Source organism: Paraburkholderia sediminicola (assembly GCF_046027825.1).
GTDB classification, from domain to species: domain Bacteria; phylum Pseudomonadota; class Gammaproteobacteria; order Burkholderiales; family Burkholderiaceae; genus Paraburkholderia; species Paraburkholderia sediminicola_D.
The window spans coordinates 72543-96611 of record NZ_JAQQDU010000008.1 but is presented as its reverse complement, the minus strand read 5'-3'; the positions used below and the strand labels follow the sequence as shown (position 1 = coordinate 96611).

Genomic DNA, 24069 nt, shown 5'->3' with positions numbered 1-24069 from the left:
ACCCTACCCGATATGCACATCCCGGGTCGGCGCATGGGTACGCTGCCGCGTTTCCCATCCTTCTGCGAGGCCCACTTCAGCGTCGGAAGCGGGCAGCATGGACACCGCGCGAACCAGGTCGGACGCACGTTCCGCCAGCATGATGGTCGGCGCGTTCAGATTGCCATTGGGTTCAGTCGGAAATACCGATGAATCAATGACGCGCAAGCCCTCGATGCCCCGAACCCGCAACTCGGAATCGACCACAGCCCTATCGTCTTCCCCCATGCGGCACGAACCGCACGGATGCATCGTGCTTTCAAGATTCGCCCTGACGAACGCATCGATCTGTTCATCCGTCTGCACGTCCGGCCCAGGCGCGAGTTCGACATCGCGGAAGCGGTCCATCGCCGGCTGCCCAATGATCTCCCGGGTCAACCGTACGCAGCGCCGGAATCCTTCGCGGTCCTCTTCGCGATCCAGGTAGTTGAAGCGGATCTCCGGATGCGTATACGGATCGGCTGACACCGCTCGCACGTGGCCTCGGCTCTTCGGCTTGTTCGGCCCGGTCAGCACCATGAACCCGTGCCCCTTGAACGGCTTGTCACCGTCATAACGCATGGCGGCCGGCAAGAAATGGAACTGAATGTCAGGCCAGCGCAAACCCGCTTCGGAGCGGATGAATCCGCCCGCCTCGAAATGGTTGCTGGCGCCGAGACCATCCTTGAACAACAGCCAGCGCAATCCAATCATGAATTTGCTGAACGGGTCCATTTTAGAGTTGAGGGTGACAGGCTCCTTGCACGTGTACTGAATATAGATTTCCGCGTGATCCTGAAGGTTCTCGCCGACGCCGGCCAGGTCATGCCTGACCTCGATTCCCGCCTTACGCAGCACATCGGCCGGCCCGATTCCGGAGCGTTGCAGCAAGTGGGGCGAGCCGATCGGCCCCGAGGCGATCAGTACCTCGGAACGGCATCGCGCGACATGCGTGCTTCCGCCTTGATCGTACGCGACCCCGACGGCGCGCTTGCCCTCGAGAATCACGTGACGTGTCATCGCATTCGTCACCACGGTCAGATTGGGTCGCGTCATCGCGGGGCGCAAATACGCGTTAGCGGTAGACCAGCGCACGCCATTCTTGACCGTCATGTGCATCGCACCGAAGCCTTCCTGCATATGACCGTTGCAGTCTTCCGTCTTGATGTAGCCGGCCTCCGCCCCCGCCTCGATCCACGCACCGTAAAGCGGATTCGCCATGTTGTTGCCGTTGTTGGTGCACAGCGGCCCCTGCGCGCCTCGGTACTGATCGCCGCCGAACTTGTAGGTCTCCGCGCGCCGGAAATAGGGCAAACAGTTGCGATAACCCCAGCCTCGCGCGCCCAGCTCCTCCCATTCGTCGAAGTCGCAAGCGTGTCCGCGAATATAGACGAGGCCGTTGATCGACGACGACCCTCCCAGCACCTTGCCGCGCGGGCAATGCAACTGGCGCCCATTGAGATGGGCTTCGGGAGCGGTCTGATAACGCCAGTTGTACTTCGACGTATTCATCGGCATCGAAAATGCGCTAGGCATCTGAATGATGACGCTGCGATCGCTGCCGCCGTATTCCAGCACCAGAACACGGACCGCCGGGTCCTCGGTGAGCCGGTTGGCCAACACACATCCGGCCGAGCCGGCGCCCACAATGATGTAATCGAATTGTTCGGTAGCCATGATATTTGCCTGATTTCCAGATCTTGACGGGTTCGTCCGTGTTTCAGTAGCGACCTTTGTCGCCAGTCGTGTACAGCGGTGAGGTCTTCTCGATTTGGGCGATGACCGATTCTTCGTACTTCAGATCGAGCGAGCGCGACAGCACGTAATAGGCGATGCCCGAGACGAACAGACCGACCAGCCAGGCCAGATCGACGCTGCCCATCGCGCGGGCAAACGGACCGACATACACTTCGTTTGAACCGTCGAGCACACAGAAGAACGGAATCATCGCGACAAAGCCAATTGCGTATGCGATCAGACCGCGCGCGCCCCATTTCCCGTACAGGTTGTTGTGAGGCATGAAAAAGTGCGGAATGGCATAGCGCCCCCTGCGGACGAAGAAGTAGTCCGTCAGATTGACGGCGGTCCAGGGCACCAGAAAATACAGCATGACCACGAGGTAAATATTCAGGACGGAGAGGCCCTTACCCGAGGTGTAGATGCTGAGCGCGACACCCAGTTGAAGGATCACGACAAAGAGAATCGCCAGAATGCGCGCCTTGGGCGTCGGCTGGACTTTCTTGAACGAATCGAGTGCCGTGATGGCCGTCAGTTTGGCGCTATAGATGTTCATCGCGATGACGGGCAGGAACGCCAGAATCGTGACACCGACCACAACACTGCCCATCCCCGGCGCCAGGTCGTTACCCACCTGACTCAAGGCGACCAGCACATCGGTCGCGTGCAGATGGTCCGCGAGCCAGCCGCCAATCGCGATCATCCACGCGCCCGACAGCGATGCGCCGAGGAAGACCGCGGCGATCAGCTTGCCGCTCGGCGTGTTCTTCGGCAGGTAGCGCGAGTAGTCGGATACATACGGTGCGTAAGCGATGTTGTAGCTGGCGGCGGCCGCGAATTGCGCAATGAACGCAATCCAGTTGAAGCCCAGCGGTGGCGTCGGTGTCGCGCCCGGTGCGACGGCGGCGAGGGGCACGTCCGGCACCCAGTGCATCAGGACGGCCACCGTGACCAGACCGTAGAGGGGCAGCGACAGGTACAACGCCCATTTGAAACTGCGGTGCATCCAGTCGTGGCCGAGAATCGCCAGAACCGAAGCCGGCACGGTCACAGCCAACGCCACCTTGATGGGGTCCCAATTGAACAGTGTTTTGAGACCTTGCATCATCAGCACGAGGTTGACGATGTTGAATCCCGCAAACACGAATAGCGTCGCCAACAGGACGACGATGACCCCGCGATAACCGAATTGCGCTCTCGACTGGATCATCTGCGGCAAGCCGAGATGCGGTCCTTGCGAGCCGTGAAAGGCCATGAACAAGGTGCCGAACATGATGCCAAGCGTGCCGGCTATCGTGGTCCACAGCGCGCTCAGGCCAATGCTGGGACCGACAAAGCCGATCGTCATCGTAAAGAAAGTGAAATTACCCAGAAACCAGAATGGCCCCTGTCTGGATAACCTGTCGGTTCGTTCGTTATCCGGAATAAAATCTATCGAATGACCTTCAATAGCGCCGTGCTCGACGCCGACCACGGTGCTTTTAACTACTTCGTCTGTTGCTTGCATCATGTACCCCTGGCTGCAATGAGAGGTTGATGGAATGTTTGACCCGGCATGCATGCTGGCCGCAACGCCCATTCGTCACGCGGCGCCTCGCTCACGTTCGTCTGGGGGCGCCGTCAGTGAAGTGGCAGGTCAGTTCAGCGTGATCCAGACCGCTTTGCTCTCCATCAGATGATCGAGTTGTTCGGGCCCGAGGTCTTTGCCAAAACCGGATTCCTTGAATCCGCCGAATGGCATCGACGGATCGATCGTGCTATGAGCATTGACGTAGACGGTACCTGCGCGCAACTGCGGAATCAGTTTGTGCACGCGGTTCAGGTCATTGGAGTAGATCGCGGCGGCAAGACCGTACGGCGAATCATTCGCCTGCGACAACGCATCGCTCAGGTCGTCAAAGGGGGTCGTCACCAGCACAGGTCCGAAGATCTCTTCGCGAACGATTTTCATGTCGCTGCGGCAATGCGTAAAGATGGTCGGCTCGACGAAGTAGCCCGGCCGGTCCAGTACACGGCCACCCTGCACCACTTCCGCGCCTTCGCGCCGCCCGGTGTCGATATAGGACGAGACGCGATCCTTCTGCAGCGCGGAAACGAGCGGGCTGATGAAGCAATCCCGATCGAGGCCGGGTGCGATCTTCATTTGACGCGTGCGTTCGATCAGCGCGCCGATGAACTTGTCGTGAATGCCGCGCTGGATATAAATCCGTGACCCCGCATCGCAGACCTGTCCAGAATTGAAGAAGATGCCGTTTGCTACGGCCTGGGCCGCGGCTTCGATGTCGGCGTCCTCGAGCACCAGCACCGGCGACTTGCCGCCCAGTTCGAGTGTCATCCGTTTGATGCCGCCCACGGCCGCTTGCCCGACGGTGCGGCCCACTTCGGTGGAACCGGTGAACGTGATCTTGTCGATGCCCGGATGGGCGGCCATCGCCGCGCCAATTTCACGCCCTCGCCCGGTGATGACGTTTATGACGCCGTCCGGAATCCCGGCCTCGTGCACCAGCTCCGCAAAGCGAAGCGTGGACAGCGACGTGAGTTCGGCGGGCTTGATCACTGTCGTGCAACCGGCAGCGAGCGCAGCCGCGACTTTCCACGCCATGGTTTGCAGCGGGAAGTTCCACGGCACGATCACGCCGACCACGCCGATGGGCTCCTTGCGCGTGTAGGCAACGTAGTCACCCGGCAAGGACGGTTCGACGGTACGGCCGTGGAGCTTCGACGCCCAACCGGCAAAATAGCGGAAGGTGTCGATCGTGCCTTGTACGTCGACGTCGCGCGCATTGGCGACCGACTTGCCGACGTCGATCGATTCGATCTCGGCCAACTCCGTTGCGTTCGCTTCGATCAGATCGGCGAGCCGATGGAGCAGCCGTTCGCGCTCAAGGGGTTTGAGCTTTCGCCATGCGCCACCGTCGAATTGTCTGCGGGCCGCCTCGACCGCGCGATCCAGATCGGCGGTCGTGCCCAAGGGAATGTGCGTGATCACGCCCGCGGTGGACGGTTCGAGCACCGCGCAGGACTCCCGGTCACCTTGCGGGATCCAGTCACCGCCGATAAACATCTTCTGCGGCTTCGCGAGAAAGCGTTGAGTCTCTTCCTGAACACCAAACTTCGCCAGGTAATCGTGTACGACCTTGTCCATCATTGTCTCCTGTCTTACGGATTGACTGCTAGTCGGCCTCTCATGGGCCAGATTCGTGCGCGTCGGTGCGCCTGATCCTGCAACCGCTTGACGAGGACCTCCGGGGGTCGCCAGGAGCGTCATCTGCTCACAAACAGCCGGGGGTCCATCGATATAAACGCGGCTTGTGGCGGCGCGGTGTTTTGAGAGACTATGGACGACAAGTCCGGAGGTAAAAATCACGTGAATCAGATGTTCATATCGGGAATCTCGAAGCAAGCGGTGCAATGGGAGCGACGACCGTGATCCAGTTGCAGGACGTGGACCTCAAACTACTGAGGGTGTTCATGACGGTGGTACGGTGCGGCGGATTTTCCGCTGCCCAGGCGACCCTGAACGTTAGCCAGTCGACCATTAGCGAGCAAATGACGACGCTCGAAACACGCCTCGGGCTGAAGCTTTGCGAGCGGGGCCGCAGCGGCTTTCGCCTCACTGAACACGGCATCGCAACTTACGAGGCGGCGCAGCGGCTGCAGGTGGCGGTAGAGAGCTTCTGTGTGGATACCGATGCGCTAAAACAGCACATCTCGGGAAAGCTGTACCTCGGCATCATCGACAACACGGTGACCGACTCGGCCTCGCCGCTGCCGCAGGCATTGCAAGCGTTCGTGTCCAGAGGGCACGACGTGCATCTGGATGTCTACGTCGGCACGCCCGCCGAACTGGAAGAGCGTGTGCTGGACGGCCGGCTGCACATCGCAGTCGGGCATTTTCCGCTTCACGTGCCGGGACTGACGTACACCGACCTCTATTGCGAACCGGACGGTCTCTATTGCGGGAAGGGTCACGCGCTCGCTGGCCGAACACCTGGCGACGCCGGGCTCGACGAGGCCGTCGCGTCCAGCCGTGTCGTAGCGCGGGGGTATCTGCAGCAGCACGACCTGCGCATGCTCAAGGTGAGTAAAGCCGCGGCAACCGTCGACAATATCGAGGCGCAGGCCATCCTTATTTTATCGGGCGCTTACATCGGATTTCTGCCGATTCACTACGCCGCGCGCTGGGTCGCGCGCGACGAGTTGCATCAGATAAGTCCTGAGCAGTACGGCACCCGTTGGCCATTTTGCGCGATCACGCGGCGGGCCGCCGCGCTCCCGACCATCCTGCAGGTATTCATGATCGACCTGATGGAGAGCTACCGTCTGGTTCAGCAGACGGCGCACACGGCGTAGGGGTGCCGCAGCGTCCTAGGGCTGCGAGGACGCCAGCGGCGTCGGCTCACCATTTCGATAGGTATAGATCGTGATTGGCGAGTCCGTCAGGTCACGGTTCCTGTCAAACCGATAGTGCCCTGAAACACCGTGAGAATCGATGTCGGCGAGCGCGGCGCGATACTGGGCGGGTTCGATCGAATTAGCTTTCTGCATCGCCTGCGCGACGATATTCACCCCATCGTACAGAGCCGCGCTGTAGGTCAACGGGTCGGTATTAAAGCGTTGCTTGTAGTCCGCCTTGAACTGACGGCCTTGCGGTGTCTGATCGAGAACGGGACCGCCTTGCGGGCAATACACGCGTGTATCGACCGCTTCGCCCCCGAGTTTCGCCAATTCGGCATTGCACATGGCATCGCCACCCAGCAGGTAGCCGTTCATCGCGAGGCGCTTCATCTGTTTGCGCAGCGCACCGGCCTGCGCGTAGTAACCGCCGTAGAAAATCCCCTCCGCGTTCGTACCCTTGACGTGGGTGACGATCGACACGAAGTCGGTCGCCTTGTCGGTCGTATATTCCCGATCGACGATCTCGATGCCGTTGGCTTTGGCTGCGTTGACAAACTCGTCGGCGACGCCCTGCCCGTACGCTGTCCGATCGTCGATCACGGCGATACGCTTGATCTTCAGTTGCTTTGCCGCGAATTCACCCATGCGGCTGCCAAGTTGCGTGTCGCTGGCCGAGATGCGAAACACGAACGGATAGCCGTGCTGGGTGATCGACGGGTTCGACGCGACAGTCGCCATCACGATTCCCGAGACGTTCACCAGGTTTGAAATCGGAATCGCAACACCCGAATTGAAAGGGCCGAAAATGACTTTCACGTTGGCGTCGACGAGGCTTTGCGCAACCGTCATGCCGGTGCGCGGATCGGCGGCGTCATCCTGCGAAACCAGTTCGAAGCGCGTTTTCTGGCCACCAATCACGAGCCCCTGGGCATTCAGACGCTCGATCGCCATCCTGACGCCGTTTTCGTCGTCCTTGCCAATAGCCGCTTGCGGGCCGGTCAAGGGTCCGGTCAAACCGATTTTGACCACCTGCTCGCCCGCCGCCGCGCCCACCGACACCAGGCTCAAAACGACTGCTGCCAACCAGCTTGCACCTGCATATGGCTTTTTCATCGCACTCTCCTCACACCGTGACGCGTCAAACCGCGCGGTCACCTGAGGTGGCAAACTCGCCGCGCGTTGACGCAGAAAACATCGCTTTGGGGCCCCGCTGTCCGAATGCCGTCGCCGAACGTTGTGCAGTGGGGTTGACAGCAATTCTGTGTAGCCAAATTCCCCAATAAAATGCACCATTGATGAAACACATTTCGGAAATTCCCGAAGTAATCGAGGGGCGGCGCGATGCAAGTTCAGGACACGGATCTCAAGCTGTTGCGGATCTTCGAAACCATCGTGCGATGCGGTGGCTTCGCCGCAGCGCAGCCGATTCTCAACATTGGTGCATCGAGTATCAGCGAATACATGTCGCAACTGGAGACGCGCCTCGGTCTGCGCTTGTGTGACCGTGGGCGCGCCGGTTTCCGCCTCACGGAAGAAGGCGCAGCGTTGCACGCCGCCGCGCAACGCCTGCTCGGCGCAGTCGACACATTTCATATGGAAGCCGGTGCGTTGCGCAATCAGCTTTCCGGCGTGCTGCGCTTTGGCATGATCGAAGCGACCTTGACCGACAAATACTCACCGCTGCCGGCTGCAATTCGCGAATTCGGCCAGATGGCGCCCGAGGTCCGCCTGCATGTGCAGATCGACACGCCGGGCAGTATGGAGCAGCACGTGCTGGACGGGCGCCTGCATCTGGCCGTGGGGCCATTTCCCACGCAGATTCCCGGCCTCGACTACTTGCCGCTCTATCGCGAGGAACAGGGGCTCTATTGTGCATCAACCCATCCGCTCTACGAGCGGGCGAGTGGCCGTGTCCCTGTTTCGGTGCTCAGCAAACAACGTCTCGCTGCCCGTGCTTATCTCGGCAGCCAGGAGCTTAAGTTGCTGCGCATACCGCAGGCCGCGGCCTCGGTCGACAACGTCGAAGGCCGCGCCATGCTGATCCTGTCGGGCAACTACATCGGCTTTCTGCCGCCTCACTACGCGCAGCCCTGGGTAGGCGGTGGTCTGTTGGCGCGCATCGATCCCGAGCACTACGTGACCCATCTGGACTTCAAGATCATCACGCGCAAAGGCGGTGAATCGGCGCGGGTCGTGCAGGCCTTTTGCAACCAGCTGCGGGCTGCGGCCAAGGAAGTGAGCCGCACCCTGCGCAGCGGCAAATAGCGCCGGCCGCGCCTGGCGCGTTGCCGATCGGCGATGAACCGGAGCGGCAATCGCGCAAGCGCGGCACAAGCGCATCCCGTCTAGCGGGAAAGGTTTCGTTTGACCTTGCGTTGATGCATCACACGGCCAATCGTGTTCAACAGCAATTGCGCCGCCAGAATCGAAGTCGAACCGGAATGATCATAGTCGGGCGCGACTTCCACGAGGTCAATGCCAATCACGTCACCCTGCTCGGCGAGACCTGCGAACAGTTCGAGTCCTTCGTAATACAGCAGCCCGCCGTGACTCGGCGTGCCCGTGCCCGGCGCAATCGACGGATCGAAACCATCGATATCGATCGTCAGGTAATAGCGCACGCCCTTCGGGATACGGTCCAGGACACCCTGGATGCCGAGGCGCCGCAGATCGCGCACCGAGATAATGTCCGAGCCCATCTCGCGTGCCTGCGCATAGCCTTCGCGTGCCGTCGACGACACGTTGCGGATGCCGATCTGCGTCATGCCCGACACTACGCTTTTCTCCGCCGCGCGACGCAACGGATTGCCATGACCGTAACGCACGCCATGACGCTCGTCGACGAAATCGAGGTGCGCGTCGATATGGACGATATGAAACGGCTCCTGACCTTCGAACGCGTTAATGCACGGAATGTTGATCGAGTGATCGCCACCCATCACCACCGGCAAGGCGCCCGCCGCCAGGATCTTGCGCACGCCATACTCGATGTTTGCGTGGCTCTTCTCCGTGTTGGTGTGCACCATGTCCGCGTCGCCGATGTCGACGATCCGAACTTCGTTGCTGGGCAAATAGACGACATCGTCTTCGAAATCGTATGCGCCGCCGTGGCCGAACGAGAACAGCGTCGACGCATCGCGGATCGAGCGCGGGCCAAACCTGGCGCCAGCCCGCCACTGCGTACCGCAGTCGAAGGGCGCGCCCATCACCGCGACGTCCGCGTCGATCTTGTCCCAGTCAAGGCACAGCGGAGACTTCGCGAACGTGCAGATTCCAACAAACGGCAAATTGAGCCGGCCTGTTTCGTAGCTGTTTTCAGACATGATTGCCTCCGTCCTGTTATGGGTTCAGATAGGTGCGGCGCACGCGCTGCCGCCGTCCTCGACGCTGCGGCAACGCCCGTTGTGACGGGCCGGCGGTTTATCTGGAACGGAGTCTAGGCAAACAAATTCAACGGGAAAATGCCAAAAATGAGAAATGCACTTCGGGATATTCCGAAGCGATGCAACGGAGGCGAGAAGAGAGAAGACGATTGATCAGGTAACCCGTCCTGAACCCAGCTTGTTTCGATATGCACTTTTATTGCGGCAGTTGTCTGCAATCGCCTTGCATCAAGGCTTACCGGAATTCGTACGAGCCGCCGGTTAGTCCGCCCCTTTGCATGGACTAACGCTGCGTGTCGTACAACCGGTCCGGAATGAAGAATGCGGTTACGCCACTTAAAAAGAACACGCCGCCGACCACGAGAAATCCGATGCCGATGGAGAACTGGGTGGCAATGTAACCAATAACGATGGGCGCCGCGCCCGAGCAAAAGCGGCCGATGTTATAAGAGCCGCCCACCGCTGTCCCGCGCACAACGGTAGCGAAACTCTCTGACATAAAAGTGCCGATCGTCCCCAGCGGCACACCATACAAAAACCCGAAGACAAGCATGAGATACGCAATGTTCCCACGCGTATGCCAGAAAATGATCACCGGCAGAAAGAGCGCAGCGCCCACACAGCCAAGGACATATACGCCACGCCGGCTCCAGCGGTCACCCAACCAACCCGCAACGATCTTGCCGATGAAGGCGACCACGAAAGTGCCGATCATGTATCCGCCCATTGCGCCGAATTTGATGTGCAGTTCCTTTTCCAGGTAAGTCGGTAACCAGTTGTTCAGACCGTAAAAACCGGAGAGTGCAAATACCGAGGCTAAGGTCCACAGGATGAATAGGGTTCGTGACTGCCGGTTGCCGAAAATCAAAGCGTAGCGGTTGGTGCGATGCCCACGTTCGCCCTTGCGGTCGGCCACGCGGCTCGCCTGCCATGTTGCCGGTTCGGGCACGGCAAATTTTATTGCCAGCGCCAGCAGCACAGGAAATGCCGATACGTAGTAGAGCGTACGCCAGCCGTAGTGCGGCAAAATCCAGTTGCTCAGCGAGATGACAACGATGTAGCCCGCGGAAATGCCCGTTTGCAAGATTCCAAGAATCAGTGAGCGCCGCTCCGTGGGCACGTATTCAGCAACGAGGGTGGAGACCAGCACCATGCAACCGATACCCAACGAACTGATAAACCGTACGACCGCAAACTCCAGAAAACTGTGCGTAAGCCCTAGTAGACCTGCGCCAAGCGAAAAAAGCGCGAGTGCCCAGGCCACGACCCGCACCCGGCCCACGCGATCACTGGCCCAGCCGCCCAGAATGCCGCCGATGGCCATGCCAAACAGGGTCAAGCTGCCCAGTGCCCCGGATTCGACATTGCTCAATCCGAATTCGTCCTTGATTCGCGTCAGCGTCAGGCCGTACATCATGACGTCTGCACCATCGGCCAGTAATGCAAGGTAGCTCAGGATGAAGACAAGCACCCAGGTGTTCGTATGTTGGGATTCGGAGGACCGGGTTAAGGTTGTTCTTGTAGACATAATTGATCTTATGTGCCGTCAGAGACGCATGGCGCGATCGATGTGCATCGCGTTGCACCTGATCAGCGCGGGAGCAAGGAAGGAGCCGATCAGCATGCCCATTTTCTCGTGTCTACCTGTGTACCACCCTTCCTTGTGTGTCATGTTCATTGTGCCGACGCAAATCCCGTCGTACGCGATCGGAATGTTCAATATCGATCCGAGGCCCATGCCAGTCATCACCGCGTGATCGTCGAACGCCGCCCGGATGTCTTGCGTCGTTTCTGCACGAAACGGCTTGAGTTCCTGCAAGACCTGGTTTGCCCACGCGGTGCCCTGTTTTCGCTTACGGCCCCCAACCGGATACACGTCCGGCATGTTGGTATAAACGCGCTCGACCTCCTCGCGTTGCGCGTCATAAGACATGATCGTGAAAAGGCAGAGGCCTATCGCGCTCGCAGCCAACGCGTGAACCGCACGGAAAATCTCCGTGGGTTGGTTCTTCAGCCGCATGACTACTGCAAGTCGTTCGAGGTCTGAAATGTCCAGCGTTTGCAGGACTGGCGAAACTGGATCGATCGGATTGCCTGGCATTATCTGTCTGTGTAATTGAGAAACGACGCACACTCAGCCGCGCAATTCGGTCGAGCTGAGCGGGACGTGCAAATTCTGGGGCTGGCTGACGCCGCCCTCCTCAATATCTTCGAGCGACCGGTTGCGGGTCTCGATTCCCAGGAAGAACACCACGCATGCCCCCACCAGCAAGACCGTCGTGGTCATCGCGAACACGCCCAGGAATCCGAGTACAGGATAGACAAGGCCGACCAGAATGGGGGCGCTCACCGAGCCAATCCGGCCGAAAGAGGAGGACGATCCCGTACCGGTTGCTCGCACAGCGGTCGGAAAAACTTCAGGGGTGTAGGCATAGACGCCTGCGAACGCGCCATTCATGAAGAACGACAGGCCAATGCCCGCCGCCATGATCTGTAACCCGGTGTGGGAAAACGCAAGCGTGATTGCAGCAAGCCCGCCCAACAGCATGCAGGACGCCACGACACCCTTTCGACCGAGCCGTTCATTGAGCCATGCCGCGGTGAAATAGCCAGGAATCTGCGCCCCGTAGATCGCGATCGAATAACCAAAGCTTTTTGTCATGGTGAGCCCCTCCTTGAGGAGCAGGCTCGGAATCCAGGAGAAAAACGAGTAATACGCGAACGCGACCGAGAACCACATCAGCCAACTCACCGCGGTCGTACGCGCCAGTCGCGGCGACCACAGCGTCAGCACATTCTGTAACGCGTTGCCCTTCGCAGGCGCCGATTCAGGCATGGTGCCGAGGGATGCAACGGGTGCCAGACTGATACCCTTACTTGCGAACCACGACTCGATTGCACTCACGATGCTGTCCGCCTCAGCAGCCCGCCCCTGGCTTTCAAGCCAGCGCGGGGATTCGGGCAAAGTTCTTCGCCACCAGAGGAGCATGACGACGGGCAGCGAAGTGGCCACCGCCAGATATCGCCAGCCTTCGGCAAAGTTACGCACGACGGTAAAGCCGAGAATGGACGAACCCAGATAGCCAAACGACATGAAGCCGACCAATGCGCCACAAAAGATGCCCCGGTAACGCCGTGGCACGAACTCGGCCAGAAACGGAGCGATCACCACGGTCTCCGCTCCGGACCCGAAACCCGCGACGACGCGCAACGCGAAAAAGGTGTGCCAGTCGGTGGCGGTCGCGCTCGCGAGCGACGCACAGCAATAGATTGCAAGCGCGCTCATCATGATGCGACGACGCCCGATCACATCTGCGAGCACACCCGACAAAAAGGCTCCGAAAAAATAACCGATGTAGGTGCTGCTCGCCACGAGGCCCGTCTCGGCACTCGTCAGGTGCCATAGCTTGCTCACGACGGGTAGGAGGAACGCAAGCGATGACGAATCGAGTCCGTCAAACATGTACCCCAACCCGCCGATCAGCAGGAGCTTGCGATGAAAACCTGATAACGGCAGTCGCTCGAGTCGGGCGGCAATAGCAGACACGGCATGTTCTCCCTGACGGAAATGGATACGATTTCTGGGCCGCGAAACTTATCGCCCGATTGCGTATGCCTGCATTTGACGAGGCGTAGCTGCGCCACGCATCAGACCGTTTCTGATCCCCACCGCGCAGACGCGGCCCAGCGACCATGGCTCGGCCACAGTCAGGTCATGTCCACGCGCACGCAATCCGGCAAGCGTGTGTTCCGGAAAATTGGACTCGGCGGACATCTTGCCCAGTTGCATCGAACGCGGATAAAACGAGCCGGGGAAATGCGCTGTCTGAAACGAGGGTGAATCCACGGCAGCCTGGAAGTTCATGCCGGCATGCACATGCCGGAGGAACAACTGGATCGACCACTGATCCTGCTGGTCGCCACCCGGCGTGCCGAATGCCGCATAGGGCCGGCCCTCGCGGGTAACGAGCGTGGGCGAAAGCGTCGTGCGGGGGCGGCGCCCCGGGCCGAGCGAGGACGGCAGACCCTCTTCCATCCAGAACATCTGTGCTCGCGTAGTCACGTTAAAGCCCAGACCGGGCACGGCCGGCGACGCCTGCAGCCAGCCGCCCGACGGTGTTGCCGAAACCATATTGCCCCAGCGATCGACCACGTCGAGATGAACCGTATCGCCGCGTAGTTCAGGCAGCGGCGCAAACGTCGGTTCGCCCTGGCCGAAGCCGCCGGACTGTTGCCTTCCTGCATTGGCCATGATCAGAGCGGCACGCTGTTCACTGTCGCCCAACGTGCCGGGACGGAATTCGAACGATGCACGGCCGGGATCGATCAGCTGGCGGCGTTCGTCGTTGTAGGCGTCGCTCAGCAGCACATCCATGGGCACATGCGCAAACGCCGGGTCGCCGTAAAAGACCTCGCGATCGGCGAACGCGAGCTTCGAGCATTCGATGATCGTGTGCACGAAATCGGGTCCCATCGGGTCCATCGCACTGAGATCGAAACCCTTAAGGAGCGCGAGTTGCTGCAGGAACATCGGTCCCTGGCCCCAGGGGCCCGTCTTGTGAACGCGGAAGCCCTCATATTCGTATGAAACCGGGTCTTCATAGGACGGCTCCCAACGCGCGAGATCATCCGCGTTGAGCAGCCCGTAGTTGCGCTGACCGGAAGTGTCGAGAACGGCCGTTGACCGGAAGTAGTGGTCAATCGCTTCGGCCACTAATCCGCGATAAAAAACCTTGCGGGCGACTTCGCACTGCTCCGCACGATCACTGCGGGTATTCGCCTCCGCGAGGATGCGCCTGTACGACTGCGCAATCGCCGGATTGGCGAACAGCTGGTTCGGCATCGGTGCGTCGCCGTTGCGCAGCCATTGCTCAGCCGAGGTGGGCCATTCAGTCTGGAAGAAATCCTTGATTGCCAGGATCGATGACGTCATGCGTGGGAGCACCGGATAGCCGTTCTCCGCATAGCCGATCGCGTAGCTCAGAACGTCTTCGAGCGGCAGTTGGCCATAGTCGCGCAGCATGGCCATCCAGGCGCCAAATGCGCCGGGTACTACTGCCGGCAGCAAGCCCGTACCGGGAACGACTTCGAGACCCAATTCACGCATGCGCGCTATCGTCATTCCCGCCGGCGTCACGCCCTGCCCGCACACAACGCGAACACGTTCTTCGCGCGCACTGTAGAACACAACCGGCAGCTCGCCGCCGGGACCATTCAGATGCGGCTCAACGATCTGCAGGACAAAGCCGGCAGCGGCTGCCGCATCGAACGCATTGCCCCCTTTCTCCAGAACGGCCATCGCCGACGCGCTCGCCAGCCAATGCGTGGAGGCCACCATGCCGAATGTGCCAATCAGCTCCGGGCGGGTTGTAAACGACATGCGCAACTCCTTTTTCGATGACCAACGGCTGGTTATTTTCGAACCAATCAGTATTGGTACAAATCCTATAAGCTAAGAGACTACGGCGAACGTTGCCCGGTTGCACCAAGCGTTAACCCGAAATCATCCACACCATAGCAGATAAAAAAATCGGTGGATCTCACATCAGTTGGTTTGACTATGGTAAATTTTGAACCAATGAATATTGGTTCTAGCAAAGGACAATGGAAAATTCGATACTGGACAAACTGCTGGACTATATTGCCGACCATCAACTCAAGGACGGCGATGCGCTGCCCCCTGAAAGAACGCTCGCCGAAGCCCTCAATGTCAGTCGAAGGGAACTGCGCTCATCGCTTGCTTCGCTGGAGGCATCAGGGCGTGTATGGCGCGGCGTCGGTCGTGGCACCTATCTGGGTGCGAGACCGTTGAAGTTCGCCCCGACGCTGCGCGGACTTCGGGCGGGCGCCAGTCCGGCAGACATCGCAGAAATGCGCCTGTTGTTCGAGCCGGCACTCGCACAGCTAGCCGCGACGAAAGCCAGCCGGGACGATTTGCTGGAACTTGAAAAATGCGCGCGGAAAAACGCCGCGGCAAAAAATGACGAAGAGTGGCAACAATGGGATCATCGATTCCATTTACTGATCGGACAGGCCACACGCAATCCCGCGCTCATCTCCTTGATGGAAGTGATCAACGGGATGCGCGTCAAACCCGACGTACGCGAGAAGACGTCAGCGCAGGAAACACGCAGCTATTTCGCCCAGCAGCACCAGGAGATCGTCAGTGCCATGAAGGCGCGTGATGGCGAAGCCGCGGCGCGATGTATGCGCGAGCACCTGCTCAGCGTTCAGTGGCGCGCGTCTGCCAAAGGCGACGAAGCGGCCCCTCGCCACGACTGAGGGGCCTATACGCCTGTCTTGGATACCGATGATCAGGTGACCCGACCTGAACCCACGTTTCTTTCATCACGCCCCGTCGACCGGTCTTCGGTCCGGTCATGGGAACTGAACCGGTTCACAAACTGTTCAAAAACCTGAATCGGAAGCGGCTTGCAAAAGAGAAAACCTTGATAGGCATGACATCCGGCGACGGCGAGGAAATCTCTTTGCGCTTCAGTTTCGACGCCCTCGGCGATGACACCCAGGTTAAAACTTCGGGCAAGCGCGACGATGGTTCTCGCGATGTCAGCGTCGTTGGGGTCGATCAGAATGTCGCGCACGAACGACCGGTCAATCTTTAACTGGTCTAGTGGCAATCGTTTCAGGTAAGCCAGCGAGGAATATCCCGTCCCGAAGTCATCCAGTGAGAACGTCACGCCTTGCGCTCGCAGGGTGCTCATCTTTTCGATAATGTCCTGCACGTTCTCAACCAGAACACTCTCGGTCAACTCGAGCTTCAGCCGGTCCGCCCTCGCCCCGGTCCGCTTGATGACCGCGAGCACACCGTCCACGAAGTCAGGTTCGCGAAATTGCCGGGCGCTGACGTTCACGGCGATCGACAGATGCGCCATCGAGGGCCGCGCCGCCCACAGCGCCAGTTGAGCGCAGGCGGACGCCAATACGGTGCGCCCCATCTCGAGAATCAGCCCCGACTCCTCCGCGAGCGGAATAAACTCACCCGGGGGTATCAGGCCGCGCTCAGGATGCTCCCAGCGCGCCAGCGCTTCCGCACCGGTGATGTAATTGCCGTCAACGACCTGCGCCTGATAGTGAAGAACAATCCGGTTCTGCTCAATGGCGTGGCGCAATCCCACCTCCAGCTCGGCGCGTCTCAGCACGGCCGTCTGCATCGCCGGGTCGAAGAAACACATGACGTTGCGGCCACGTTCCTTCGATTTATACATGGCGAGATCGGCCTGCTTGAAGAGCTCGTCGGTGGACGTCTGCACGCCATTGAATACGGTGACGCCGATGCTGGCGGTACTCCGGAACTGAACGCCATTGAGTTCGTACGCGCGCCCCAACACGGCGAGAATTCTGCCCCCCACGACCTCGGTTTCCGCTGTCGCCGCCGCCTTGTCCAGACTCAGATTGCCCAGCACCACAACGAACTCGTCGCCGCCGACCCGAGCGACCGTGTCGCCCTCATCGACACTACTCGACAGGCGATTCGCGACCTGCCGCAGGAGCAAATCGCCTTTGTCATGCCCAAGCGTATCGTTCAGCGTTTTGAAGTGATCGAGGTCGATGAACATCAGGGCGCCGCAGACCCGGTTCATCTGGCTCGCCACCATGGCCTGCCTCAGGCGATCCAGAAGAAGCGCGCGATTGGGCAGCCGGGTCAACGTATCGTAGAAGGCAAGCTCACGGATTTTCTCCTCCGACTTCTTACGCTCGGTAATATCGCGGCCGCTGGTCCGGAAACCGATGAAGTCTCCCCGCTGATTGCTAATCGGCACCCACGAGATCGACAGCCAGAGCAGCGATCCATCCTTGCGCACGCAACGAAACTCGAGATCGTCGCCGCGGGAACCCTCAAGCCCCTTTTTAAATTCCGGTGCAACGCGCGGAAAGTCCTCCGGGTGGATGAGCGTGCGGGCGAAGTCGGGCATCGCCATACATTCCGCGACCGTGTAGCCCGTGTAGTACTCAACCGACGGGTTGATCCAGCGCGGTTTGCCTTCCGGTCCCCACCAGATCTCGAGGTTCACCGTGCAGTCAGCAATGGCGCGAAATTTCTCTTCGTTTTCGCGCAACTCCCGCGTCATCGCCGAGGCGAGCCGCATGGCACGTTCCCGCCCGGTCATCATGAGCCAGGTCAGAAGCGCCAGCAGCAGACTCAAGCCCGTGCCGGCGCCGGCAATCGACGCCTCCGCATTGCGCCCCAACCGGGATCGAAACTCGTCGGAGGCGCTCATCGTGAGCATCCAGTCGTGCCCGTCCACAACCAGGTATTCGTTTGCGGAGATGAGCGCGGGCGCATGCCGGTTGTTTGCATCTGAAGTGCGATGCAGCAGCGCGGCCTCCAACGGCTGAACGCCGTCGTAAATCGCCAGCGAGACGCCGGGTGGCTGTTCGCCATAGAGACTGGCCATCACATCGTGCATACGGAACGACGCATAGACCCAGCCAATAATGTTCGCCCGACGCTGCACCAGGTTGTCCTGCGCCTCGCCAGAAGCGTAGACCGGAAGGTACATGATGAAACCTGGCCGAGGGTCATCTTCCGCGTCGACCGCGAGGCGCACCTTGCCCGAGAGGGCCGCCATGCCGGAGTCGCGCGCCTTCTCCATCGCGGACCGCCGCACGGGTTCGTCCCAGCTATCAAAGCCAGGCGAGCTGCGCGCGAGGCCAATAAAGGGCTCGCGCTGAACGATCGGAGCATAGTCCTGGCGCAGCCCGTCGGGATGAATCGCGTAGTCTGGAACGCCGCCCTGGCGCATGCCCGCTATATGGGCCGCTTTACGCGCCGCGGGCACCCACTCGATCACGCCGACGCCGTGGACCCCGGAAAAGTTTGCGTCAAGATTAAGCGCGCGCACATAGCGCCGGAACCTGTCGCGATCAATCGTTCCGTTCGCAGCAAACAGGCTCTGCACGCCTCGCAGCATCAGCTCGTAGGTCGCCATGCGCTGTTCGACGCGGCCTACCGCATCGCTCATGGTGTAACTGAACTGGGTGCGAAGCTCGTTGCGTGTCGCTTGCCGTTCGTGATTCCATACTATCCAGGTCACGCAGAGCGATGCGGATAAAACCAGCAACGGCAACAGGATAGTGCGCACCCGGATCACGGCGACGCCTTGAAGTTGACCATGGAATCGGCCAGGTCCGGCCTGAAGTATTTTTCGAAGATACGGCGCACCGTTCCGTCAGCACGCATTTCATCGACCAGCGCCCGCCACTTCTCCCGTTCGGCGGCCGGGAGCGCTTTCTTCGACATGATCAGACCGTGCGGCACCGAGGGATCGTTGAACTCAACGATCGTCGTCACGTCGCGTATCTTTTTCTCGTCCAGCGCGGGGTAATCGAAGGGCTCGATAATCATGCCCTGGATCTGTCGAAGAATAAGCGCCTGGTAGAGCGGCTCGAGGCCGCCCGCCAGGCTTACCCGGTTTTCCGACGTCAGTCTGTCGACGAGTTCGTTGGCCGATGCGCTGTAGCGAAAACTGCGGATCACGCCGAGCTGGGCGTGTTGATTGTGTTCGAAGTCCGCAACGTTATGGATGTCGGCGTCCTTGCGCACGAGCAGATAGTATTTATTGCTGAAGTACCACGCAAACGACGCATATTGATTGCGTTCGTCGTTCGCGATACCAGAAAGACTGAAGTCGAGTGCGCCCGACTCGATCAGTTTCCAGATCCGTGCGCGCGACATCAGACTGACCTTGATCTGGCAACCGCTACGCCGGGTCAACTCCTCTGCAAAGTCTTTGTCGATACCGCTGTCGGTGTCGAGCGAATAGAGCAGGCCGTGGTCGTGCAATCCGAGCGTAAACGGCCGGGAACAATCCGGTCCGCCTGCGAAGGCACGACTGACACAACACGCTGCCAACAGCACCCCGCCAAGCCAGTTTCGAATCACAACGCCTCCATAGCGGAACGACGCCCAGTTAGATTCTTATCGGTGATCACAATGCGACGGTATGTTCAGTCAGTCTTATCGACAAGCATCCGATTTTTATCACACATTTCGGGATGTTTTACTGACTCAATGCGTCTCCGACGGGCGGCGGGCATCACAACTTTTCATCTGCAAAACCTCTGTACGCATTGTCGTCACGATCCGGTCGTTCTTGAGGGCACCCTTGACGACTTCTTGCCATGGCGAGGCGAAGCGGATCCTCCCGCCGTAAGGCGCTGCAGCGTGGAGCGATCTTAAGCGGCCACAAATCGCCATACACGACCATCAACAGACATCGCACATCACACTGTGCCAGCTATGCGATGTCACGCTATGCAAGGCTTTTTCCCAGCCAGCAGCATGGAAAATGGTTGTTGATAAGGGAAAACCCGTATAATTCCATGTCAAGATGTCAGACAACCATAAGACATAATGGTCGTCGAGACCTGAGCCGCGCCCTGCCGCGCAGCGCCTATCCTGAAAAGCCCTTTTCTTCCAGATCCGTGAACCCGACCGCAACTGCCCTGCCTTTCCGAAACGCCCTGCTCGCGATGCTCGGCATCGGCCTCGTCAACATGCTGGTCGCGCTCGATCAGACCGTCGTCAGCACCGCGTTGCCTTCCATCGTCGCCGAACTGCATGGCTTCGAGTACTACGCATGGATTGCCAGCGCGTACTTGCTGGCGTCAGTGGTGACCGTCCCCGTGTTCGGCCGTCTGGGCGACTATTTCGGCCGCAAGCGTTTTGTGATCGCCGCGGTCATCACGTTTACGGTGGCGTCGGTGCTCTGCGGCGTCGCGAACGACATGCTGTTCCTCGTGATCGCGCGCGGTTTGCAAGGGGTCGGCGGCGGGATGATGGTCGGCACGGCGTTCGCATCGATCCCGGACCTTTTCCCCGATCCGCGCGCACGGGTGCGCTGGCAAGTGGTGATGGCGGCCGCTTACGGGATCGGCACCGCGGCGGGGCCGTCGCTGGGTGGCTGGATGAGCGAGCATTGGGGCTGGCGCTCCACCTTCCTGATCAACCTGCCGGTCGGCGCCGCGGCGCTCTATTTCATCTGGGCGCATCTGCCCAACTTCCGGCGTCCGCATGAGGGCGAGGTCAAGATCGACTGGCTCGGCGCAGCGCTGGTCGCCGCTGTGTTGGGCGGCCTGCAGGCATTCATCGAAGCGGTGCCGAAAAACGGTCTGACGGCCGGCAACCTGGCGCTGGCGGCCTTCGTGATCGTGGGCGCCATCGCCTTGCTGATCTGCGAGAAACGCGCCACGCATCCGATCATTCCGCTCGACCTGTTCAAGGATGCGCAACTCGTCACGCTCTTCATCCTCGGCTTCCTGTCCGGCTTCGTGATGTTCTCGCTGATCTTCTTCGCGCCGCTGCTGCTGCAAGGCGGCTTCGGGCTGTCGCCGCAACAAGCCGGTCTGCTCGCTACGCCGATTGCCGCCTGCATCGCAATCGGCAGCCTGCTGAATACGCGCATCGTCATTCATATGAAGAAACCCACGCGGATTCTGTCGATCGGTTTCGCGCTGCTGCTGTTCGCCTCGATCGCGTTGGCGTTTGCCAATCCGGAAACACCGCATATCTGGATCGAATTGCCGATGGCGGCCGTCGGCATCGGCCTGGGTTTCATCCTGAACAATCTGAATGTGTTCGGCCAGGAGATTGCCGGGCGTGAACGCTTCGGCATCACGACGGCACTGCTGCAGTCCACGCGGATGGTGGGTGGGATGCTGGGCACGAGCATTGTGGCCACCGTCGTGCAGCATCACTACCGCGACGTGGTCACCCGCACAATGAGCGTGCTTGGCGAACCGGCCGTATCGCAATGGCAGTCGCGCTTCGTCGATCTGCGCATCCTGATCGACGAAGCGTTGCGCCAGAAACTGATTGCGGATATGAAGCCGTCGGGACTCAATACCCTGGCGCTGATCGACACGGCACGCGATGCCCTGGTGCAGTCGATTCATATCGGTGTGTGGCTGACGGCGGTGGCGGCACTTGCCGCGGCGTTGCTCGTGCAGCGCATCTCGCACGTTGTGTTTCGCCGGAGTTGAGCGCGGCAGAACCGCGAGCGTTGATCACAGTAGTTAATCGCGGTACTTGACCACCGGAAGCTTGCGGTGGCCGTGACGAACCAAAGGTGTTCGTCACGGTGTGGCAGCCGAGGATCTGAGCGGACCGCCCTGTTTGCCGATTGGCTTCCGCTTACTTTGTCACGACCGGCGCCGCTTACTGCGCGCCGAGCTTCTTGATCAGCACGTCGAGTTGCGCCATTTCTTCTTCGGTCAGGTCGGTCAGCGGTGCGCGCACCGGGCCCGCGCTGTGGCCGACCAGCTTCGCGCCGGCCTTCACGATACTCACCGCATACCCCTGGCGGCGGTTACGGATCGCCAGATACGGCAGGAAGAATTCGTCGATCAGCTTGCCGACGGTCGCGTGGTCATCGGCTGAAATCGCGCGATAGAAATCCATCGCGGTCTTCGGTATGAAGTTGAACACGGCCGACGAATACACCGGCACACCCAGCGCCTTATAAGCCGCGGCGTAGACTTCCGCAGTCGGCAAGCCGCCGAGATACGAGAAGCGGTCGCCAAGGCGGCGGCGAATCGTCACCATCGCCTCGATTTCACCCACGCCGTCCTTGAAACCGATCAGGTTCGGACAGCGGTCCGCGAGACGTTCAAGCGTGTCCGCATTGAGCTTCGAATTCGCACGGTTATAGACGATCACGCCGATGTTCTTCACCGCCTTGCATACCTGCTCGACGTGCGCCGCAATCCCTTCCTGCGATGCCTCGGTCAGATAATGCGGCATCAGCAGCAAACCGTTTGCGCCGAGACGCTCGGCTTCCTGCGCGTACTCGATCGCCACGCGCGTCGGACCACCCGCGCCGGCAAGAATCGGCACCTTGCCTCTGCAAGTCTCAGTCGCCGTGCGGATCACATTCGCGTAGTCGCTTTTGGTCAGCGAGAAAAACTCGCCCGTGCCGCCAGCGGCAAACAGCGCAGTCGCGCCGTACGGTGCAAGCCATTCCAGACGCTCGGCATAGGTGTCGGCGCGGAAATCGCCTTGTTCGTCGAAGTCGGTCACCGGAAAGGACAGCAGGCCTTCGGAGACGATCGCTTTGAGTTCTTGAGGTGAGGTCATAGCGTGAATAGCGTGAATTGTGGGGGACAGCGAGCGGCCGCGTGGGCCGCCACTCAAATCATGGGAAGCTCAGCGCACCAGACACGGGCGTTTGTTATCGAACTTCCAGTTCGGAATCAGGTACTGCATGGCCACGCCGTCGTCACGCGCGCCGAGGCCATGTTGCTGATACAGAGCATGAGCCTTTTCAATCTCGTCCATATCCAGTTCGACACCAAGGCCGGAAGCCTGAGGCACCTTGACCTTGCCGCCGACGATCTGCAGCGGCTCACGCGTCAGGCGCTGACCGTCCTGCCAGATCCAGTGCGTGTCGATCGCCGTGATCTTGCCGGGTGCCGCAGCCGCGACATGCGTGAACATCGCGAGCGAAATGTCGAAGTGGTTGTTCGAGTGCGAGCCCCAGGTGAGGCCCCACTCGTTGCACATCTGCGCCACGCGCACCGAGCCCTGCATGGTCCAGAAGTGCGGATCGGCCAGCGGAATATCCACGGACTGCAACTGGATCGCGTGGCCCATCTGGCGCCAGTCGGTGGCGATCATGTTGGTCGCCGTCGGCAAACCGGTCGCGCGGCGGAATTCGGCCATCACCTCGCGGCCCGAGTAGCCGTTTTCCGCCCCGCACGGATCTTCCGCATAAGCCAGCACATCATGCTGATCGCGGCACAGGCGCACCGCTTCCGCGAGCGACCATGCGCCATTCGGGTCGAGCGTCACGCGGGCGTTGGGGAAGCGTTCAGCGAGCGCCGTGACCGCTTCGATTTCGGCATCGCCGGGCAGCACGCCGCCCTTGAGCTTGAAATCGTTGAAGCCATAACGCGCCTGCGCGGCCTCGGCAAGTCGCACTACGGCCTCAGGCGTCATCGCTTCTTCGGTACGCACGCGCTCCCAATCGTCACGCCCTTCCGCGCCGCTCGCATAGGGCAGATCGGTTTTGTTGCGGTCGCCGATATAGAACAGATAACCGAGCATTTCCACTTCGTCGCGTTGCTGGCCTTCGCCGAGCAAAGCCGCGACGGGCACGCCCAGATGCTGACCCAGCAGATCGAGCAGAGCGGCTTCGAGCGCGGTCACCGCGTGAATGGTGGTGCGCAAATCGAACGTCTGCAGGCCACGCCCACCGGCGTCGCGGTCGGCGAACTGCGTGCGTGCCTTGTTCAGGATAGCTTGCAAATTACCGATCGACTGGCCGACGACGAACGGACGCGCGTCGTCGATGGTCTTGCGGATGCTCTCGCCGCCCGGCACTTCGCCAACGCCGGTGTGTCCCGCACTGTCGCGCAGAATGACGATGTTGCGCGTGAAGAACGGGCCATGCGCGCCGCTCAGATTCATCAGCATGCTGTCACGGCCGGCGACGGGCACAACGCGCAGTTCGGTCACCGTCGGCGTAGCGTTCGATTGGGATGAGTTCGTGGACATAGTATTGGGCCCAGTTGA

Annotated in this window: 17 protein-coding genes and 1 pseudogene; 5 read left to right on the top strand and 13 right to left on the bottom strand. The window is 60.3% G+C overall.

Annotation, left to right across the window (positions count from 1 at the left end):
• Positions 1-3 precede the first annotated feature (3 nt).
• The 3 genes from betA to PQQ96_RS06535 form a co-directional block, all read right to left on the bottom strand.
• Positions 4-1695: a choline dehydrogenase gene (gene betA, locus PQQ96_RS06545; RefSeq protein WP_408290150.1), complete on the bottom strand. Its 1692-nt coding sequence runs from the start codon at positions 1693-1695 to the stop codon at positions 4-6.
• 43 nt (positions 1696-1738) lie between these two features.
• Positions 1739-3265 (bottom strand): purine-cytosine permease family protein, encoded by a 1527-nt coding sequence (locus PQQ96_RS06540; protein ID WP_408290149.1) that lies wholly within the window; start codon positions 3263-3265, stop codon positions 1739-1741.
• Between the two features lie 126 nt (positions 3266-3391).
• Positions 3392-4900 (bottom strand): aldehyde dehydrogenase family protein, encoded by a 1509-nt coding sequence (locus PQQ96_RS06535; RefSeq protein WP_408290147.1) that lies wholly within the window; start codon positions 4898-4900, stop codon positions 3392-3394.
• A gap of 266 nt (positions 4901-5166) precedes the next feature.
• On the opposite strand from PQQ96_RS06535, the gene PQQ96_RS06530 reads away from it, so the two are divergent.
• Positions 5167-6108, top strand: coding sequence for a LysR family transcriptional regulator (locus tag PQQ96_RS06530; protein ID WP_408290146.1), 942 nt, complete (start codon positions 5167-5169; stop codon positions 6106-6108).
• Between the two features lie 15 nt (positions 6109-6123).
• Here the strand turns inward: PQQ96_RS06530 and PQQ96_RS06525 are convergent, their stop codons facing one another.
• Complete coding sequence (locus PQQ96_RS06525) at positions 6124-7266, bottom strand: branched-chain amino acid ABC transporter substrate-binding protein (RefSeq protein WP_408290144.1); 1143 nt, start codon at positions 7264-7266, stop codon at positions 6124-6126.
• A 228-nt stretch (positions 7267-7494) separates the two neighbouring features.
• Here PQQ96_RS06525 and PQQ96_RS06520 point away from each other — a divergent pair, with 228 nt between their 5' ends.
• The gene (locus PQQ96_RS06520) at positions 7495-8418 is read left to right on the top strand and encodes a LysR family transcriptional regulator (RefSeq protein ID WP_408290142.1); all 924 of its coding nucleotides are present in this window, start codon (positions 7495-7497) and stop codon (positions 8416-8418) included.
• Between the two features lie 80 nt (positions 8419-8498).
• Here PQQ96_RS06520 and speB read toward each other — a convergent pair whose 3' ends face one another.
• The 5 genes from speB to PQQ96_RS06495 form a co-directional block, all read right to left on the bottom strand.
• Positions 8499-9476: an agmatinase gene (speB, locus tag PQQ96_RS06515; RefSeq protein ID WP_074286407.1), complete on the bottom strand. Its 978-nt coding sequence runs from the start codon at positions 9474-9476 to the stop codon at positions 8499-8501.
• Between the two features lie 343 nt (positions 9477-9819).
• Positions 9820-11064, bottom strand: a complete 1245-nt coding sequence (locus PQQ96_RS06510) for an MFS transporter (RefSeq protein ID WP_408290141.1) — start codon at positions 11062-11064, stop codon at positions 9820-9822.
• Between the two features lie 18 nt (positions 11065-11082).
• Positions 11083-11637 carry a GAF domain-containing protein gene (locus PQQ96_RS06505; RefSeq protein ID WP_408290139.1) on the bottom strand — a complete coding sequence of 185 codons (555 nt, stop codon included), beginning with the start codon at positions 11635-11637 and terminating at the stop codon, positions 11083-11085.
• Between the two features lie 33 nt (positions 11638-11670).
• Positions 11671-13083, bottom strand: a complete 1413-nt coding sequence (locus PQQ96_RS06500; RefSeq protein ID WP_408290137.1) for an MFS transporter — start codon at positions 13081-13083, stop codon at positions 11671-11673.
• Positions 13084-13131: 48 nt separating this feature from the next.
• Complete coding sequence (locus PQQ96_RS06495; RefSeq protein ID WP_408290135.1) at positions 13132-14916, bottom strand: gamma-glutamyltransferase family protein; 1785 nt, start codon at positions 14914-14916, stop codon at positions 13132-13134.
• 224 nt (positions 14917-15140) lie between these two features.
• On the opposite strand from PQQ96_RS06495, the pseudogene PQQ96_RS06490 reads away from it, so the two are divergent.
• Positions 15141-15317 (top strand): annotated as a pseudogene (locus PQQ96_RS06490) (GntR family transcriptional regulator); the annotation flags it as partial.
• A gap of 27 nt (positions 15318-15344) precedes the next feature.
• Positions 15345-15818, top strand: coding sequence for a FadR/GntR family transcriptional regulator (locus PQQ96_RS06485; protein ID WP_408290251.1), 474 nt, complete (start codon positions 15345-15347; stop codon positions 15816-15818).
• Between the two features lie 32 nt (positions 15819-15850).
• Here the strand turns inward: PQQ96_RS06485 and PQQ96_RS06480 are convergent, their stop codons facing one another.
• Positions 15851-18649 (bottom strand): bifunctional diguanylate cyclase/phosphodiesterase, encoded by a 2799-nt coding sequence (locus PQQ96_RS06480; protein WP_408290134.1) that lies wholly within the window; start codon positions 18647-18649, stop codon positions 15851-15853.
• On the bottom strand, positions 18646-19440 hold the full coding sequence (locus PQQ96_RS06475) for a substrate-binding periplasmic protein (protein WP_408290132.1): 795 nt from the start codon (positions 19438-19440) through the stop codon (positions 18646-18648). Before PQQ96_RS06475 ends, PQQ96_RS06480 begins: the two co-directional genes overlap by 4 nt.
• Before the next feature lie 590 nt (positions 19441-20030).
• Between PQQ96_RS06475 and PQQ96_RS06470 the strand changes: the two genes are divergently transcribed.
• Positions 20031-21539, top strand: coding sequence for an MFS transporter (locus PQQ96_RS06470; protein WP_408290249.1), 1509 nt, complete (start codon positions 20031-20033; stop codon positions 21537-21539).
• Positions 21540-21714: 175 nt separating this feature from the next.
• Here PQQ96_RS06470 and kdgD read toward each other — a convergent pair whose 3' ends face one another.
• Together kdgD and gudD are read right to left on the bottom strand one after the other, a co-directional pair.
• On the bottom strand, positions 21715-22632 hold the full coding sequence (gene kdgD / locus PQQ96_RS06465; protein WP_408290130.1) for a 5-dehydro-4-deoxyglucarate dehydratase: 918 nt from the start codon (positions 22630-22632) through the stop codon (positions 21715-21717).
• Positions 22633-22701: 69 nt separating this feature from the next.
• Positions 22702-24051, bottom strand: a complete 1350-nt coding sequence (gene gudD / locus PQQ96_RS06460) for a glucarate dehydratase (protein ID WP_408290129.1) — start codon at positions 24049-24051, stop codon at positions 22702-22704.
• Positions 24052-24069: the final 18 nt, after the last annotated feature.